The 16,078-nt window shown below is 51.9% G+C and carries 12 protein-coding genes; 5 read left to right on the top strand and 7 right to left on the bottom strand.

From position 1 onward, the window contains the following. Window positions 1–48 precede the first annotated feature (48 nt). Window positions 49–1,971, top strand: coding sequence for a fructose-specific PTS transporter subunit EIIC (locus tag BIZ37_RS14725; RefSeq protein WP_187462139.1), 1,923 nt, complete (start codon window positions 49–51; stop codon window positions 1,969–1,971). Window positions 1,972–2,038: 67 nt separating this feature from the next. Here the strand turns inward: BIZ37_RS14725 and BIZ37_RS14720 are convergent, their stop codons facing one another. From BIZ37_RS14720 to BIZ37_RS14705, 4 genes are all read right to left on the bottom strand, one after another. Then, entirely contained in the window at window positions 2,039–2,806 is a 768-nt protein-coding gene (locus BIZ37_RS14720; RefSeq protein WP_187462138.1) for a hydratase, read from the bottom strand. A 99-nt stretch (window positions 2,807–2,905) separates the two neighbouring features. Then, entirely contained in the window at window positions 2,906–3,661 is a 756-nt protein-coding gene (locus BIZ37_RS14715) for a sulfite exporter TauE/SafE family protein (RefSeq protein ID WP_187462154.1), read from the bottom strand. A gap of 54 nt (window positions 3,662–3,715) precedes the next feature. Beyond that, window positions 3,716–6,370, bottom strand: a complete 2,655-nt coding sequence (locus BIZ37_RS14710) for a glycosyl hydrolase-related protein (protein WP_187462137.1) — start codon at window positions 6,368–6,370, stop codon at window positions 3,716–3,718. A gap of 76 nt (window positions 6,371–6,446) precedes the next feature. After that, window positions 6,447–8,189 carry a PTS transporter subunit EIIC gene (locus tag BIZ37_RS14705; RefSeq protein ID WP_107298855.1) on the bottom strand — a complete coding sequence of 581 codons (1,743 nt, stop codon included), beginning with the start codon at window positions 8,187–8,189 and terminating at the stop codon, window positions 6,447–6,449. A gap of 252 nt (window positions 8,190–8,441) precedes the next feature. Between BIZ37_RS14705 and BIZ37_RS14700 the strand changes: the two genes are divergently transcribed. Continuing rightward, window positions 8,442–9,485, top strand: coding sequence for a LacI family DNA-binding transcriptional regulator (locus BIZ37_RS14700; protein WP_187462136.1), 1,044 nt, complete (start codon window positions 8,442–8,444; stop codon window positions 9,483–9,485). A gap of 93 nt (window positions 9,486–9,578) precedes the next feature. Next, window positions 9,579–10,256, top strand: a complete 678-nt coding sequence (hxpB, locus tag BIZ37_RS14695; RefSeq protein ID WP_222939691.1) for a hexitol phosphatase HxpB — start codon at window positions 9,579–9,581, stop codon at window positions 10,254–10,256. 143 nt (window positions 10,257–10,399) lie between these two features. Here hxpB and BIZ37_RS14690 read toward each other — a convergent pair whose 3' ends face one another. From BIZ37_RS14690 to BIZ37_RS14680, 3 genes are read right to left on the bottom strand one after another with little or no spacing between them, the layout of a single operon-like run. Continuing rightward, the gene (locus BIZ37_RS14690; protein ID WP_187462135.1) at window positions 10,400–11,368 is read right to left on the bottom strand and encodes a PfkB family carbohydrate kinase; all 969 of its coding nucleotides are present in this window, start codon (window positions 11,366–11,368) and stop codon (window positions 10,400–10,402) included. Window positions 11,369–11,377: 9 nt separating this feature from the next. Then, window positions 11,378–12,784 (bottom strand): cytosine permease, encoded by a 1,407-nt coding sequence (locus BIZ37_RS14685; protein WP_187462134.1) that lies wholly within the window; start codon window positions 12,782–12,784, stop codon window positions 11,378–11,380. A gap of 41 nt (window positions 12,785–12,825) precedes the next feature. Continuing rightward, window positions 12,826–13,851, bottom strand: a complete 1,026-nt coding sequence (locus tag BIZ37_RS14680) for an ADP-ribosylglycohydrolase family protein (RefSeq protein ID WP_222939690.1) — start codon at window positions 13,849–13,851, stop codon at window positions 12,826–12,828. 168 nt (window positions 13,852–14,019) lie between these two features. On the opposite strand from BIZ37_RS14680, the gene BIZ37_RS14675 reads away from it, so the two are divergent. Further along, complete coding sequence (locus tag BIZ37_RS14675; protein WP_187462133.1) at window positions 14,020–14,757, top strand: GntR family transcriptional regulator; 738 nt, start codon at window positions 14,020–14,022, stop codon at window positions 14,755–14,757. Window positions 14,758–14,960: 203 nt separating this feature from the next. Further along, a complete protein-coding gene (locus BIZ37_RS14670; RefSeq protein WP_187462132.1) occupies window positions 14,961–15,941 on the top strand; it encodes a zinc-binding dehydrogenase in 981 nt (326 codons plus the stop codon). Window positions 15,942–16,078: the final 137 nt, after the last annotated feature.

The raw sequence follows: 16,078 nt of genomic DNA, 5'->3' as shown, positions 1-16,078 counted from the left end.
AGTGGCCCTGCTGGCAGGGCCGCTCATTACAACAAAAGAGAGTTTGCCATGATTACATCTCTTATTAATGAGAATTTGATGTGCCTCGATTTGAAGGTCACAAGCAAAGACGACGTGTTTGATACCTTGTCCGAGTTCCTGTTGCGTGAGGGAAAAATCAGCGACAAAGCCCAGTTTGTTGCTGATCTCCAGGCCCGTGAAGCCCAGGGCAGCACAGGGTTTGAAGACGGTATTGCGATCCCCCATGCCAAAAGTAAGGCGGTAGTTGAGCCTGCTGTTGCGATTGGTATCTGCCGCGAAGGCATCGATTACGGCTCGGAAGACGGTTTGCCATCCAAGCTGTTTTTCATGATTGCCTCCCCTGATGGCGGTGCAGACCACCATATCGAGGTGTTGGCCGAGCTATCTAGCAAGCTGATCGAAGACGGGTTTGTCGATGCTTTGCTGGCAGCCAAAACCGCTAAGGAAGCGCTGGTTTTACTGCTTGAAGAGAAACCGGCGGATGTTACGCAAGAGTCAGCCGCTGAAGTTGCCAATAAAGGCTTTTTGATTGGTGTCACTGGTTGCCCTGCCGGGGTTGCCCATACCTACCTTGCCGCTGAATCATTGGAAAAAGCAGCAGCTGAGCTGGGTTATGAAATCAAGGTCGAAACCAATGGTTCGATAGGGGTCAAGAACAGCCCGAGTGCCGAAGAGATTGCCCGTGCCGATGCCATCATCGTGGCCTGTGACAAGCAGGTAGACATGAACCGGTTTGCCGGTAAAAAACTGATCAAGAGCGGTGTCAAAGAGCCGATCAAACGCGGTAAGCAGATGATTGAGAATGCGCTGCAGGCACCGGCTTACCAAGCCCAAGCAGGTGGTGAGAGCGATCAGGCGCCGGCGCAGAAAACCAAGGCGACTTCGGCGCTTTACACCTACCTGATGAACGGCGTGTCCTACATGATCCCGTTCGTGGTAACCGGTGGCTTGCTGATTGCCCTGTCCCTGGCCATTGGCGGTGTGCCAACCGAGCAGGGCATGCAGATCCCCGAAGGCAGTTTCTGGCAGCCGGTATTGGATGTCGGTGTCGTGGCATTTACCCTGATGATCCCAATTCTGGCCGGTTACATTGCCTATGCCGTGGGTGACCGCCCTGCCTTGGCTCCGGGCCTCATTGGCGGCTGGATTGCCAACAACGGTTCGTTCTACGGTTCGGAAGTCGGGACTGGCTTTATCGGTGCCATTATTGCCGGCTTGCTGGTGGGTTATTTCATCCGCTGGGTCACCAGCTTGAATTACCCGAAAGTGATGCAGCCGCTGGTTCCCATTATCATTGCGCCATTATCCGGTACATTCTTCATCGCGGTGATTTTCATTACCCTTATCGGTGCGCCGGTGGCGGGAATGATCGACTCGATGAATGCAATGCTGGTGAACATGAGCGGCGGCAACATCATTATCTTGGGGATGATCCTCGGTGCCATGTCCGGTTTTGATATGGGTGGCCCGGTCAACAAGGTGGCCTTCCTGTTCGGTGTCGGTATGATTGCCAGCGGCCAGACCCAATTTATGGGCGCCTTGGCCTGTGCCTTCCCGGTTCCGCCGTTGGCGATGTGGATGTCTACTGTTATTGGCCGCAAGATGGGGCTGTTTGACCCGACCGAAATCGAAGCGGGTAAAGCCGCTGGGGCAATGGGTTTTGTTGGTATCGGTGAGGGGGCTATCCCGTTTGCCGTCCGTGACCCACTGACTGTTATTCCAGCCAATGTCATTGGTAGTATGGTGGCTTGTGTAATGGCGTTCCTGTTCGGCATTACCAATACCGTTGCCCACGGTGGCCCGATTGTGGCGCTGCTGGGTGCGATGAACAAGCCGGTTATCGCTGTAATGTGTATGATCGTCGGTGCTGTTGTAACTTGCTTGATTACGGTAACCCTGAAGAAATACCGTTTGGTAAAGTCACAAGCGGCTGAGCTTCAGGTAAGTTAATACCTACTATCAAATCAGCCAACACCCTTCATAGTATGCGGGAGCCTAGTGCTCCCGCTTTTACGTTTTAGGCTTTCTCTTGGAAAGTTACTTGGTACTCACCAATGCCGTCGTATTTGATGGTCGTTGGTTTATCAAACTCGACTTCAACAATACCGCAGTATGAGCCGGTGATAATGGCTTCACCTGCCGCGAAATGCATGCCACGGCGGGTCATGTAGTTGATCAGCCAGTACACTGGGTTTTGCGCAAGTGAGTTCGGGTGCTCACCCGCGAACGTTTGTACTTGCTCACCTTGGCTCACGCTGATATCTATCTTGGCTGCTGCGAACGCTTTTTCACGATCGATTTCCGGGCCAATAAACATCCCTTGGTTGACCAGGCAGTCTGCCAGTTTCTCGAAGAACTCGGCGCCGCTGTCGTCGGCAAAGCGTGCCTGCATCAGCTCCAGTGCCATATGACATGGGCCAATTGCATCATTGATTTGTGCTTCGCTGTAACCTTCAGGATTCGCAGGGAGATCCTTGTTCAGGATAAAGGCAATCTCCGGCTCGATACGAACGACATTGTTGTCGGCGAAAAGTGCACAGTTATCCCCAGTTTGAATCGTGTCGGCAAAGATAGGTGCCACTACAAATTTGTCGTCTGAAAGTGGTAGTAGGCACTTCCACCCACCGACCTTGTCACTGTGCTGGTCAATCATTGCTGCATGGATCTTCAGCGCATCATCGACGTTGGCCGGACGCTGCTGCTCGTCAAGGCGTGCCGCTTTGGTGCCGGCTACGCGGCGGTTGAGCAGCTCGGTTGCTGCCAATGCAAAGTTCTTATTGGTCATATTGTATTACCTTTGGGCTTAATCCCTCAATCATATCGGGATTTGCCGGGCTGGGATAGTGAAATCAGCTCGGCGAAGACCAACAAGTGTTTGAAGGCTTTATCCTCCCATCGCCTGGCCGATGCCATCAAGCAGCAGCTTGAACCCGGAAATAAACAAGAACAAGTAACACAGGCGGTAAATCAAATCTTGGCTGACCCGGTGCAGCAGGTAGACACCGATACGGACCCCGATAGGTGCCAGCGGCATTAGCACAGCAGCGGTTATCAAGTTATCAATGCTCATCCCACCCAGATAGGTATATGCACCCAGCTTTAGGAAATTGATAATGGCAAAGAACCAGACGATAGTGCCGATAAGCTTGAGTTTATCCAGCTTCTGCGGAAGTAAGTAAATACTTACCGGCCCGCCGCCGGCATGGATAGCGGTACTGGTAAAGCCGCCCAGCCCACACCAGACACTGGCGCCAAAGCGGCCGCATTGGTGCTCGGTCGCGCTGCGTTTGAAGACATAGAGCATGACAAAGCCCACCGAAATCGCCCCGATTAGGATTTGCAGCCCGTACTCCGGCAGTTGTTTCAGGAACAGGGCCGCAATGACCACTCCGGCAACCCCACCCGGCAGCATCGCTTTGATTTGCTGCCAGTCGACATTACGGCGGTGGTGGCGAAGGGCAAAGATGTCCATCACGATCAAGATCGGCATCAGGATAGAGGCAGCCAAAGAAGGGGAAATTGCAAGTGCCATGAAGGGGACGACAACGTCGCCGACGGCACCGCCCAGACCCCCTTTGCCAATACCGTAGACCAGGATGGCAGGCACGGCAACGAGGTAAAAAATTGGATCATCAATCAACATAGCGAATACTCAGGCAGTGGCCGGCAAAGGCCGGCCACTGTTACGGGGAGGTTAGGCAATACGGACAGTTCGAAGCTCACCCTGACGAAGGGTTGGCGTGACTTCGCCTTGGCTTTGCTCCAGCAGGTTAGTCAGCTCGCGAGGCTGGTAACCATGGACCGTGTTGATTTGGCCGGCCTCGATTGCTTGCTCTTCACAGTTATACATGCGCAGCAGGTAACCGTTGTTATCTTTCGCCTTGGTCAGGGTAGAGAACACCGCATCGGTTGCTTCTACTTCAAGCAGGCTGAAGTTAGCAGGTACTTGCTCACGAAGTGGGTTAGTGGCAAAGAAGCTGATGTTGTATTCACCCGCGCGGCATAGGTTCTGCTCGTGGTAGAACACCGTATCGGTCGCAAACTCAACGTACTGTTGGCGAACAAGATTTGACTTGTAATCTGAGCCCGTCACGATACCTAGGTCAAACGTCAGGCGCTTCTGCAGTTGACTGTCTGGCGTTGCAGTGATCTTGTTCGGTGTACCAGAGGCACGACCTGGGCGACGTGATAGATCCGGCAGACCAAAGTGGCCACATGCACGGAATAGCGTGACGGCTATTTTGTTGAACTTCTCGCCAACGATCTGGTACTCCTTACAGCCCTGGGTAAAGATTGCGGTGTACTTGCCATCTTCTTTCAGCGCCACTGTGTTTAATAGCGGTTCAGTGGTTGTTGGCTCTTCCAACCAGCCATCCTCTTTCCAGGTTTTAAGCTCTGGCGGGTTCACTTCACGGGCGATTTCAGAGAACTGGGTACCGGCGTAAGAGAACTCACTGGCGACCTGAGAATCGACCACCATGCGCAGGCGGTGGTTAAGGGCTTTGTTATCCACTTCAATGTGAACGCCAATAACATCAGAGGTATTGCATAGTGATAGAGACAACTCATACGCAAGCTCGCTGCTTGTGATACGTGCCGCGCGCTCTTCCATATTTGCTGGTACCAACCACTTGCCTTTGGCCGTAAGGGTCTGGGTTGCTGGCGTTTTCTCGATGGTGACCAGTGAGTTGTTGAGGTCTAGATCTAGCTCCCAATCATTCTCCATTGGGCTATGGTCGTAGTTGTCACCGGCATCCGAATCATTGCTAAAGCGAATGGCATCGGTGTACGTTACCCCAGTCTTGCGGTTGGCAATCTTTAGCTCGCCGCCCTTGAGGGTGATTTCGTAATCATCGTTTTCAATCACATTGGCGGTTTCGTTGATGGCCACGGTGACATCAGAACCTGCCTTTGAGTCATCGACTTCGATGGTTTTGTAAGAGAAACCATTCATTTCAAGTGTCATTTCCACTTCGGTGACAAAGTAGTATTTCTCTTCGTCATGCAGGTTTTCATCGCCGCGGATAACGCCGCCGTATGGACGGGTTTTGCCAACGATAGAGTATGGTAGCTCCTGACCATCATTGAGCAGCGCGAAGTGTTTATTCTTGGTGTAAATCTTGAAACGGTCGGTGAGTGTACGCTTCGTCGGTAGGGTATTTGCCACCACCATAGGCGTGCTGTTATCACCGTACTTGGACGATACCGCCAGCTTACGGGCGATGAAGGCTTGTGCGGTCAGCGCCAGATCATAGGCTTCTTTCAGACGAACATAGATACGCTCGTTGGTTTCGTCTGTGTTGGTGCAAACACTGTGGGTCTGGGCGCGGGAAAGCAGGTTCCAAACCTCTTTTAGCAGGCCGCGCTCGTATGGCAGGCCAACTTTGTCCGCCATCGCCATTAGCGGTTGGACGGTGTAGGTCATCAGGCGCTCTACCTTGTCATGAATTTGCTTCACGTCGTAGCGCACCGAGTTGATGGACTTGTGGATACGCGAATATTGCGGGCATAGTAGCTCGCCCTTATACGTCGGCAGTGAGTCGCCGGCTTCTTCGCGTACCTTGGCAAAGAACTCGTCGTAAGTGGTTTCGACAAACTCGTACAGAGCAGACTCTTTGTTGTATTTGTCCAGCAGCTCGTAGAAGTTGGCAAATGCCGGAGTCTGGTCTTCGCCCAGTGGCAGCAGGAAGTTCTTGGTCGGCGCTTTGTGGGCCGCAAGCTCCAGTGAGGTCATGTCGTTGGTGGTGCACTCAGGGCGGATGTTACGTGTCAGCAAGTCACCTTCGAAGTAAGGGTCTACTGCCCAGTGGTAGCCGTCGATCAGCACGTTGGTCATGATCTTGGAGCCGTCGTTGCTTTCCCACCAGAATTCGGTTGGGACATTGTGCTTGTCACCCATGCCGCGGCGGATCGATAGGTTTTCAATATTCAGGCCGTTGAAGATTTTAGGGAAATCCGTCGGGTGGCCAAAGCTGTCTGGCAGGTATGACACGTAAGATGAGCCACCAAGCTGGTCGGCATATTCAATCCCGTAGATCAGGTTGTTGATCATCGATTCGCCTGAAACCGCAAACGTCTCGGCTTGGGTATGCCAAGGACCGATAAACAATTTGCCTTCCTCAACCAGCTTGACGATGCGGCTGCGGTCTTCCGGGCAGACATCGAGGTAATCCTGGATAGCTGCAGTCTGGCCGTCGAACAGGAAATATTTCATCTCGCCGCGTTCCAGCATGGATAGGATTTCACGCACGTTGTAGGTCAGTTGGACCTGTGCCTCACGGTCTGTGAAGTACCATTCATTGTCCCAGTGTGTTTGCATTACAACGTTAGCGATTTTTTTATCAGACATCTTATTTTTCCTCAGTAAAGCGGTGTCCGTCCCTTCCCAGCGGGAAGGGCGGGCTTATATTTGTTTGTTAATTGGGTTATTCGAATGCGAGTGGGTTCGCTACGTTTGATGTTTGGCTTCTGGCTTCGTCGACATAGTCTTCGAGCTGGATCTTGATGTTACTCACCGATGCGCCGTAGATGGCTTGGATATTGTTGCCACCGGCATCGACCACATCCAGTGCGCCGAGCTTCTGCCAGGTCTTCTTGCTCATATCGACCTTCGATTTGTCGTGGACCGACAGGCGCAGGCGGGTCATACAGTTATCAATGGTGTCGATGTTATCGAGGCCGCCAAGGACATGAACCATGGCTTCGACACGTTTGTTGCTCTGGCTGGCCATGCGGGTAACGAAAGAGTCATTGGCTTCTTCGGCTTCGTCTTCTTTCTCGCGGCCTAGGATAGTGACGTCCATCTTGCGGATGATGAAGTTGAAGGTCACTCCGTAGATAAGGAACCAAATCACCCCAGTACCGAACAGAATCACTAGCTCATACCAGCGGCCCAGGATAAAGCCGACTTGTACCAGGTAGTTGGTCAGCAGGTTCGGCAGGCCACGGAAGTACCAGGTCATCATCGCCGGGTCATCGAACATGTGCTTGAAGAAGTCCGGCATCATCGAAATGATTGACTGGAAGGCGACATTCACCCCGTACAGTACCGGTGAGGCGAATACAAACATGAACTCCAGTGGCTCTGAGAAGCCGGTGAAAACCACGGCTAGGGTCGTACTTAGGTAGATAGATTTGATTTTGGCGGTACGGCGCTCTTTCGGGATCGCAAGGTACATACCCAGTGCCGCGCCTGGTAGGGTGAACAAGCCATGGAAGTCTTGATAGAACATCATCTTGTTCATCATCGGGTCGGCCAGGATAGCCTGAGCATCCGAAATGCGACCAAGGTTGAACAGCTGAACAATTTCATCAAGGCGCGCCGGACCAACCTGATGTAGGCCGATGATAGTCATGTCTTTAAGCTCGGAGTAGAACTCGCCACCGATTGGGGTGTATTCCCAGACGGCGTTGGTCACGTGGTGTAGGCCAATCGGACGCAGTGCGGTCTCTAAGAAGGCTTTGGAGAAAGGTGCTGCATAATCACCATTTTGCGCTGCCCAAATACTGAAGGCATCGAGACCATCACCGACAATCGGCCAAACCACCATTAGTACTGCGGCCATGATAAAGGCGTAGATAAAGGTGACGAACACGCAAAAACGTTGGCCGTTAAAGAAATCCAGTGCCATCGGCAGTTTGTCGAAAGTCTTGTATTTCTCCCAGATACGGGCCGAAAGGATACCGACAATGATGGCGCCGACAATACCGATACGGAAGGTTGGCATCCCCAGCACATCCTGGAAGATATTAACGTATTCCGGGTTGGCAATCGGTGATAGCAAGTCCATTGGTGCCTGGATATCAGTAAAGCCTTTGATACTGCCGAAGTACCAGACACTCATCTCACCAATTAGCTTGTGTACCATCAGGAAGAACAGGCCGGCAATGATCACCGGCCCGGCTTGTTTGTTGCCGGTCAGTGACGAGGCGACACAAAGGGCGAAGAAAAAAGGTAGGTTGGCAAGGATCACCCAGCCGCCGACATTGAGGTATTTGCCGACAAAGGCAAAAAGGTCACCGACATAGGGGATCCCGCCCAGCAGCATGGGGCTCATGCCGATGGTTCCGAGCGATATCATGATGGCGGCAAACGGTAGGATGAAGGTCACGGCAAAGAGCATGGCCTTGGCAAACCGCTGTACCGAATCCAGATTTTTCAGGTTCATAGGGCACCGTTTCATTGTTGTATTTGGTAGAGGTTTGATGTTGTTTGGTCGGGAGGGGGGGTACCCATCCCGCCGTTGTTATCTGAGCCCTACCTTAAACCCATACAAAGAAAATGGCCTAACTGGTAAATCCGTTAAACCACTCAAAAACCACAACAATCCCGCGCTATATCTGGGATTGTGTGAGGTTGTTCACGAGAATGCGGGGTTTTTTCTGGGATAAATGGTTTAGCGATAAATCAGGAGTTAACCATGGCTAAACCCACCATCCATGATGTCGCCAAACTCTGTGGTGTCAGTGCGACGACCGTGTCGCTGACCCTGCGGGGCAAGGGACGGATATCAGAGCACACCCGGGAGCGAATTTTTTCTGCCATAGAAGAGCTGGGGTATGTGTACAACCAGTCGGCGGCGAATTTGAGCAGCAAGAAAAGCAACCTGGTCGGGCTGGTACTGCATGACATTACCAACCCGATCTACAACCAACTGACTGCGGGGATCAGCCATAAACTCGACAGCGACGGCTATCTGCTGTTCCTTGCCAACTGTGAGTCCGATGCCGATAAGCAGCAGCGCTTTATTGAGTCGCTGATGAGCCAGAACACCTCGGGATTGGTGGTATGCCCTGCTAAACGGCTGGATATCGACTACCTCCATGCCCTCAAGCGGCGCAATGTCCCTGTAGTGTTTGCGGTGCGATCACCGGATCTCGATGAATATGACTTTGTCGGGATCGATAACTTCAAGGGGGCGCAGATAGCGACCGATTACCTGCTGGGGCTCGGCCACCGCAAGATTGGTTTTGTCGGTAACCTTATCGGATCGAAAACGGCATCACACAGGGTCAGCGGTTATATGGGCCGGTTGATGGAGCAGGGGATTGAGCCTGACTACCAACTGGTACGAAGCTGCGAGAACAACAGTCGGCAGCAAGGGTATTTGGAAACACTGCACCTGCTAAACGAGAGGCCGGATGTGACCGCTCTGGTCTGCTACACCGATACCATTGCCTATGGGGCAATGCGGGCATTGGCGGAAAGAGGATTACGAGTCGGAGAAGACATAGCAGTGATCGGCTTTGATGACTTGCCCGAGTCTGCCGAGACCGTTCCCCCGCTGACTACTGTTTCGGCCTGTGCCAAGGAACTTGGTAGGACCGCTGCGGAAGCCTTGCTATTGAGGATCAATGGCAGTGAAGAGCCCGCCAAGCAGATTATTCTCTCACCTAGACTGACCATCCGGCAGTCATGCGGGGAACATCTACATCAAAGCCAGAAAAGTAACGCTGTGGCGTAACTGGAAAGGGGGAAGGCTGCGAGTATGAACTCTTCTCTTTATTGCCGTTTAATGTCGCTCTAGGATGCACTTACCAATGATTAAGAGGTAAGTATGATGCAAAAAGATGCGGTTATCTTTGATATGGATGGAGTACTTATCGACTCCGAACCTTATTGGCGACAGGCGCAGGTGGACGTATTGGCAGGCTATGGCATGACAGCTACGTTTGACGATTGTATTCGCCTGACTATGGGGCGCCGATTAGATGACATTGCTAAGATTTGGTGTCAGCACTTTAATCTGAATATACCATCGGAAGAACTGCAGCTTAGTATCATGCAAGCCGTTGTTGCACTTATTCGCCAGCATGGAGTGCCTAAGCTAGGGGTTGTATTATTGCTACAAACGCTGCAGGGCGCCGGGGTGAAAATTGCGTTAGCCACCTCATCAAGTATGCCGATAATTGATGCGGTACTTAATAGATTGAATATTAGTCAGTATTTTTCGGTGGTGTGCAGTGCCGACAATGAAGAACATGGCAAGCCCCATCCATCCGTGTACCTGACGGCAGCTCAAAAACTGGATGTTGCTGCTAACCAGTGTGTGGTGATTGAAGATAGCGTGACAGGCATGATTGCTGGCTTGGCGGCGGGTATGACGACGTTTGCTGTACCGGACAATATTGATGATCCTCGTTTTGCTGTGGCGAGCGGTAGATTCTCTTCATTAGAGGAGCTTGAGCAGCACTTGATAAAAACGGGTGAGGTGGAGGGAGTGATGACCTGCTAGCCTGCCAATTGGACCTGACAAACCCCCGAGGCATACCGCGAGCGTGCTAGGGGCTAGCCAATGAACAAAAAAATAAGCCAGCAATTATTGCTGGCTTAAGCCTTGTTGGTTAATCGCTTGTTGGGATTTCGCTTTTCGCTTACCTATTGATTATCAGCATTTTGGCTGGTTTGGAAAGCAGCGAGCTCCTGCCGGTTGGGAGCGCCATCGGAGCCTGGCTTGCTGACTACAATGGCGGCGACCATGTTGCCAAGTTGGGTTGCGCTGCCCAGCGCCAAGCCAGAGGCGAGGGCTGCAATGACCCCTGCGCAATGGCTGTCACCAGCTGCAATCGTATCGGCAACATCGACCTGAAAAGCTGGTATGTAGACTGGGTCTAATTCCGGTTCGCAGACATGCGCCCCATCTTTGTCAAAACGGCAAATCACGGCAAGGTTGTGGTGCTTGGCAAAAGATTGTGCGTTGCTGACAGCGTCATCCGTTGAGGTTTGTACACCTTGCAAAAGGGCCAACTCATCACGGTTGAGCGTCAGTACCGGACGCTTGGCCAATAGCTTTTCGACAAATGTTGGCTCAATATCAGCCAAGCGCGGGCCAAAGTCGACAAACAATGTTTTATCGTCACTTAGGCTCAGCAACCACTGGCGCAATGGCTCGCTCTGCGGACTGACAAGCTCATACCCAGAGACATAGACGATGGCGTTATCTGGCATCGGGATCTGGGCTAACAGTTCTTCACTCCAGAATTGCTCGCAGCCGTCGACGGTAATAAAGGTCCTTTCCTTGTTGGGTTCGACCATAGCGATACACCACCCATTGTCATGGGTCGGGTGGCGCAGCATGACAGGCAGGCCCTCTTTATCCATTTCGGTTTCGACCAACTGTCCCCACGAACCATTGCCAACCGGGATCGCATTGATTGGCGGTAGTGCCAGCCGAGCCAATGCCCTGGCGACATTAAAGGCACAGCCGCCAATTTGCCTATCTTGCTCTTGGGCGACAACATCACCGCCGCTACTTGGTAGGCAATCAAGGCCAAGCATGACGTCGCCGAAGGCGGCACCGACCACGATGATCGGACGCTGTTGCGAAAGTGCTTGAATATCAATCATAGCGCTACCTTATGCGTTCTTCTTGAGGATGATGCGGTACAACACCATACTTACCAAGAAGGAGATGAACAAGCCAAGGCTGGAATCGGCAAAAATACCGACAGCAAACGGGCCGTCGATGAAACCGGTATTGGATACCATCAAACCGGCCAGTGAACCTACCACCCAGCATGCCAGAGTCGGTTTATTGATACCGGTATCACCGAACAATTCTTCGTCACTGTAGCCTGAGTGGCGGTGCTTGGTTAAGAAGTCGGTCATGAAGATAGCTGCCCAAGCGGCTAGGAAAACGCCACAGAAAATCAGGAAGGAAATAAACGGTCCTAGGAAGTCACCGGAAACAAACAGCACGTACAGGGCGACACCTAGCACCAGAACTGCATCCAGGGCAACGGCAGTGCGCTGCTTGAGTTTGATCCCCATGCTTAGCAGGTTGAGGCTTGCAGAGTAGAGGCTCAGAACCGCAATGGTAACAATACCCGCAACGGCTGCGGCCAGATAAGGGACCGCCATCCATGATGGCAGCAGGCGACCAATGGCTGAAATTGGGTTTTCGTGTGACGCCAGATCCGGAATTTGGGCGGTCAGCAAGATACCTGTCAGCATCAGCATGATGAGTGGAAGTGCAGCGCCGCCAACCACGGAGTTGAAAATACCACGGTGGCTTGATGATGGGCTTTGGTCACGGCTGTAGTCTGCGCCGGCGATGGCCCAGCTGATCCCGGTACCTGCAGCGATAATAGAAACAGCTGGCAGGAAACCGGTGATCCAACTACCGGAAGGTAGGGCCATGATGGTTTCCCAATCAGCTGTTGCCATCAGGTAGAGGACCACAAACAAGGTCATTGCCCCGAAAGTACGGGTGATCCACTTTTGCATCATCAATACCGTGTTCTGCCCCAGCATGCTTACCAGCACTGTCAGTCCACCAAAAAGGATCAAAGAAATAACGGTTGTCATGGTGGTTTCGGCAAAACCTAGGGCAGCAAACAGGGCAACCAGGGTTAGGGTACCGGTAATAATGTTGACCGCTTCCCAGCCCATGAGGTTTATCCAGCAAAATGAGGTGGGTGCAATGTTGCCTTTTTTACCAAAGCTAGAACGGGAAAGGGTCAGAGTCGTGGTACGGCCAATTTTACCCGCAATGCTGGACATGCCGACCAATGAAAATGAGGCAACACCAACAATAGCCGCCAACAGTGATTGGAAAAAAGAGAGGCCGAAAGACACGATAATTGCGCCATAGACCACGCCTAGGATACCGATGTTGGCGGCACACCAGACAAAGAACAGCTCAGCAGGCTTTTTGGTCTGCTGACTGGTTGGCACCTTGGCAATGCCAAGCTCTTCGATACTGGCATCTTGGCTGGGGGCGTTGCTCGGGGCTTGCCCGGTTAGTACATCTTTGTTACTCATGCTGCAGTCCTTAGTGTGAAGTCTTGATGGTTCCAATCGGTTTATTGGCCGTGGCGGAAAGTGGCCAGGGCGTTGGCATATGGCGCAAAATCAATCTGGTTAGCACTGTTAATCAATGCGATATGCTGTGGGGCGAAGGCATCGATACCATTGAGCGCGCCGCAAATGGCTGTCGCCATAGCGCCGATAGTGTCGGTGTCACCGCCTAAGTTAGCTGCAAGCTCGGCACAGCGCATCGGCTGGGTACCTGCTAGCTCGACAAGGGCGATAGCACTGGGGATCGACTCGATGATATCCATTCCCGAGCCAACCATTTCATAAAGGTCATTGAGGGCTTGTTTCGGTTCATGTTGGCTTTCAACCACATACAGGGCGTACTTGATTCTTTTTCCGAGAAGTGGACTGAAAGTGGACTCATACTGGCGCTGGGTATCGTTGGCAAGGCTAATGATTTCGTCTTTGATTAGGTGCCATGGCGCCCCTTCTATTGCCCTGCTGATCGCCCAGCCCACGACGGCTGCGCCGGCAATGGCAATATCGGATTTGTGGGTCGGAAGGCACGAAAGACGGATGCCCTCGATAAACGCTTGTTTGTCTTGGGTTGGCAACAGGCAACCGACCGGGGAAACACGCATGGCAGAGCCATTGGTTACACCGTTGGCTTCAATGTCTTCAACAGAGCGGCCTTGATCTATCGCTGTAAGTGCCGCTTTTGATGTCGGGCCAAGGATATTTTTTTCAAAGGCATTGATTCTTTTTGCCCATATCATGATGTGCTTGGCAATTAGCATAGGGTCGAGCTTGCCGTCGGCCTCGATAACCGCATCCATCAGCGCGACGCACTGGCTGGTATCATCGGTAAACTCACCAGCGCTGAACTCATTGGCGGCGATGTTTTCTTCAGGGCCCGGTAGGAAGTCATCAATCCAGCCAAAGTAGTCGACAACCTTATTCTTGGTCCACAGTTCAGACGGCATGCCCATTGCGTCGCCGATTGCCTGACCGTATAGGCAGCCCAAAATGCGGTTTTCAGTTGATGCCATTGGTGGTTGACCTGTGTGGCTCATGGTGTTTTCTCCGGAGTATCACGGTAATGAATAGACTTTGCATAGCATGATAAGTCCACTTTAAGTCCAGTTGAATTCCTTTTAGTCGCCAATGTGATTTAGACCTCACACTTTGGTACTATCCTAATGATTTTAGTTATGTCAGCATTTTGATTTAGGCGGTATGGTTTGGAACAGCAACTTCTTGCGCAGATGAAAGAGGCATTGGATGCCAGCGTCTCAACCCCCTTGTACCTGCAGCTTCAACAGGCCATTGAAAAAGCGATAGCAGATAAATTGCTTACCCATGGCACAGCATTACCTTCCGAGCGTAAGATGTCTTTGGCGCTTGGGGTATCCCGGGTGACTGTCGTTAAGGCCTTGGCCTTGCTGCATGAGCAGGGCGTGGTAGTGAAAAAGCACGGAAAAGGGACCTTGGTGAATTTGCCGGTCCATTACAATCTGTCCGGCGGAGGCTTTTCATCTCAGCTTCAGCGTAAAGGCGAGGTATCCAACCGTTGGTTGACCAGAGAGTTGGTGCAAGCCCCGTCGTCCATCGCCAGTGAATTAGACCTTGCTGAAGAGGCTATGATTTCGAAGATCAAGCGGGTCCGGTTGGTAGACGGGATGCCGGTCTCTATCGAAACCATGTATATCCCGGAGTGTTTCTTGCCCCGGCCTGATTTGCTGGAGGGCTCATTGTATGCCCATTGGCGTGACCAAGGGATCAAGCCCTATGATCAGGATTATTCGCTGAGTATTTATACCCCTAGCCCCGAAGAGGCACGAATGCTGGAGATCCCGCCGGGCTCCCCATTGATGAAAATTGTCCTTAAAAGCCAGGATAGCAAGGGCCGGGTGTTGGAATATGGCTCGGCTATCTGTCGCAGCGATTTTTATAACTTTGAATTCAAAGTCAGGGCTTAGCCTTAGCCCATATATTGCTTGGCATACTCGCTGAACCAATCTATGAATTGGCCTATCGTCCTGTCTTTTTCTAGTTGGGTCGGGTAGTACAAGTCAGTCCATAAAGCAGATTATTTTGTTGATATTGCTTCGGGACATTGCATGAAATAGCGCTCTGCGCTAAATCTATTAGCAATGAAAACAGCAGTGGACAAAGGATAACGATGAAAGCACTGACCTATCATGCCGACGATGATCAATTTGTTATGGCAGAACTCCCTCAGCCCAAGGCAACAGGCTTTGATGTAGTGGTGAAAGTTTTCGCCGCCGGCTTGAACCCGGTCGATTCGAAAATACACCTTTGGCAGTCGGCCGCACCGGGCATGAACGACAATTGGGTACCTGGGCTAGATGTCTCCGGGGAAATTGTTGCTGTTGGTGAGGAAGTTACCCAGTGGCAGGTTGGTGACAAGGTGCTCTATCATGGCGATATGTTCCGCCCGCATGGTGCGTTTGCCGAGTATGCGGTGCAAGATTGCCGTACTTTGGTTGCCCATCCCGAGGTCTCTGCCGAGGTAGCTGCTGCAAGCCCGTGTGCCGGTTGGACAGCGTACCGTGCCTTGGTCGATAAACTGCATGCCAAAGATCATGAGGCTATTTTGATTTTGGGCGGGGCTGGCGGTGTCGGTGGTTTTGCTATCCAGCTCGCTAAATCTATGGGTATCAGCACGATTATCACTACCGCTTCTCAGGCGAAGCACAACTATGTCCATTCTCTGGGGGCGACCCATATTATCGATTACCGCAGCCAAGATATTATCGGGCAAGTGATGGCCATCACTGACGGTGCCGGTGTGCCTATTGCGCTGGACTGTGTCGGCGGCGACAACGATATCATTGCTGCGAGCTGCCTCGGTTACGAAGGGCAAATGGTCGAACTGGTATCAACGGTACGCCCGGATGCTTACCCGGATGCCTTTATGAAAGGGTTGAGCTTTCACCAGCTGAGCCTGGGCTCTGGTCACCGCAATGGTGAAAAGGCACAGCGGGATTTAGTTCGGGCCGGTGAGGCATTTTCGACACTGCTGGAAGAAGGTGAGGTGCTGGTGCCCCAGCTGAAAACCATCACACTTGATCAAGTCGGGGATGAGCTTAAAGCGATTCGCGAACAGCGTACAATGGGCAAAGTGGTCGTTAAAATGTAACCCCGTAAAAGGCAATTAGAAAATAAATAAGAAAAAGCAGCCATTTAGGCTGCTTTTTTTGATTTTATTTTTAATGGGTAAATAAACAAGTTGCTTAATAACATTATTTTTCTTTGTTTTCTGGCGCCATCATAAAT

This window comes from Photobacterium sp. BZF1 (assembly GCF_014349205.1).
Lineage (GTDB): Bacteria > Pseudomonadota > Gammaproteobacteria > Enterobacterales > Vibrionaceae > Photobacterium.
The sequence above is the reverse complement of the archived record's forward strand: the minus strand, read 5'-3'. Positions and strand labels throughout refer to the sequence as shown.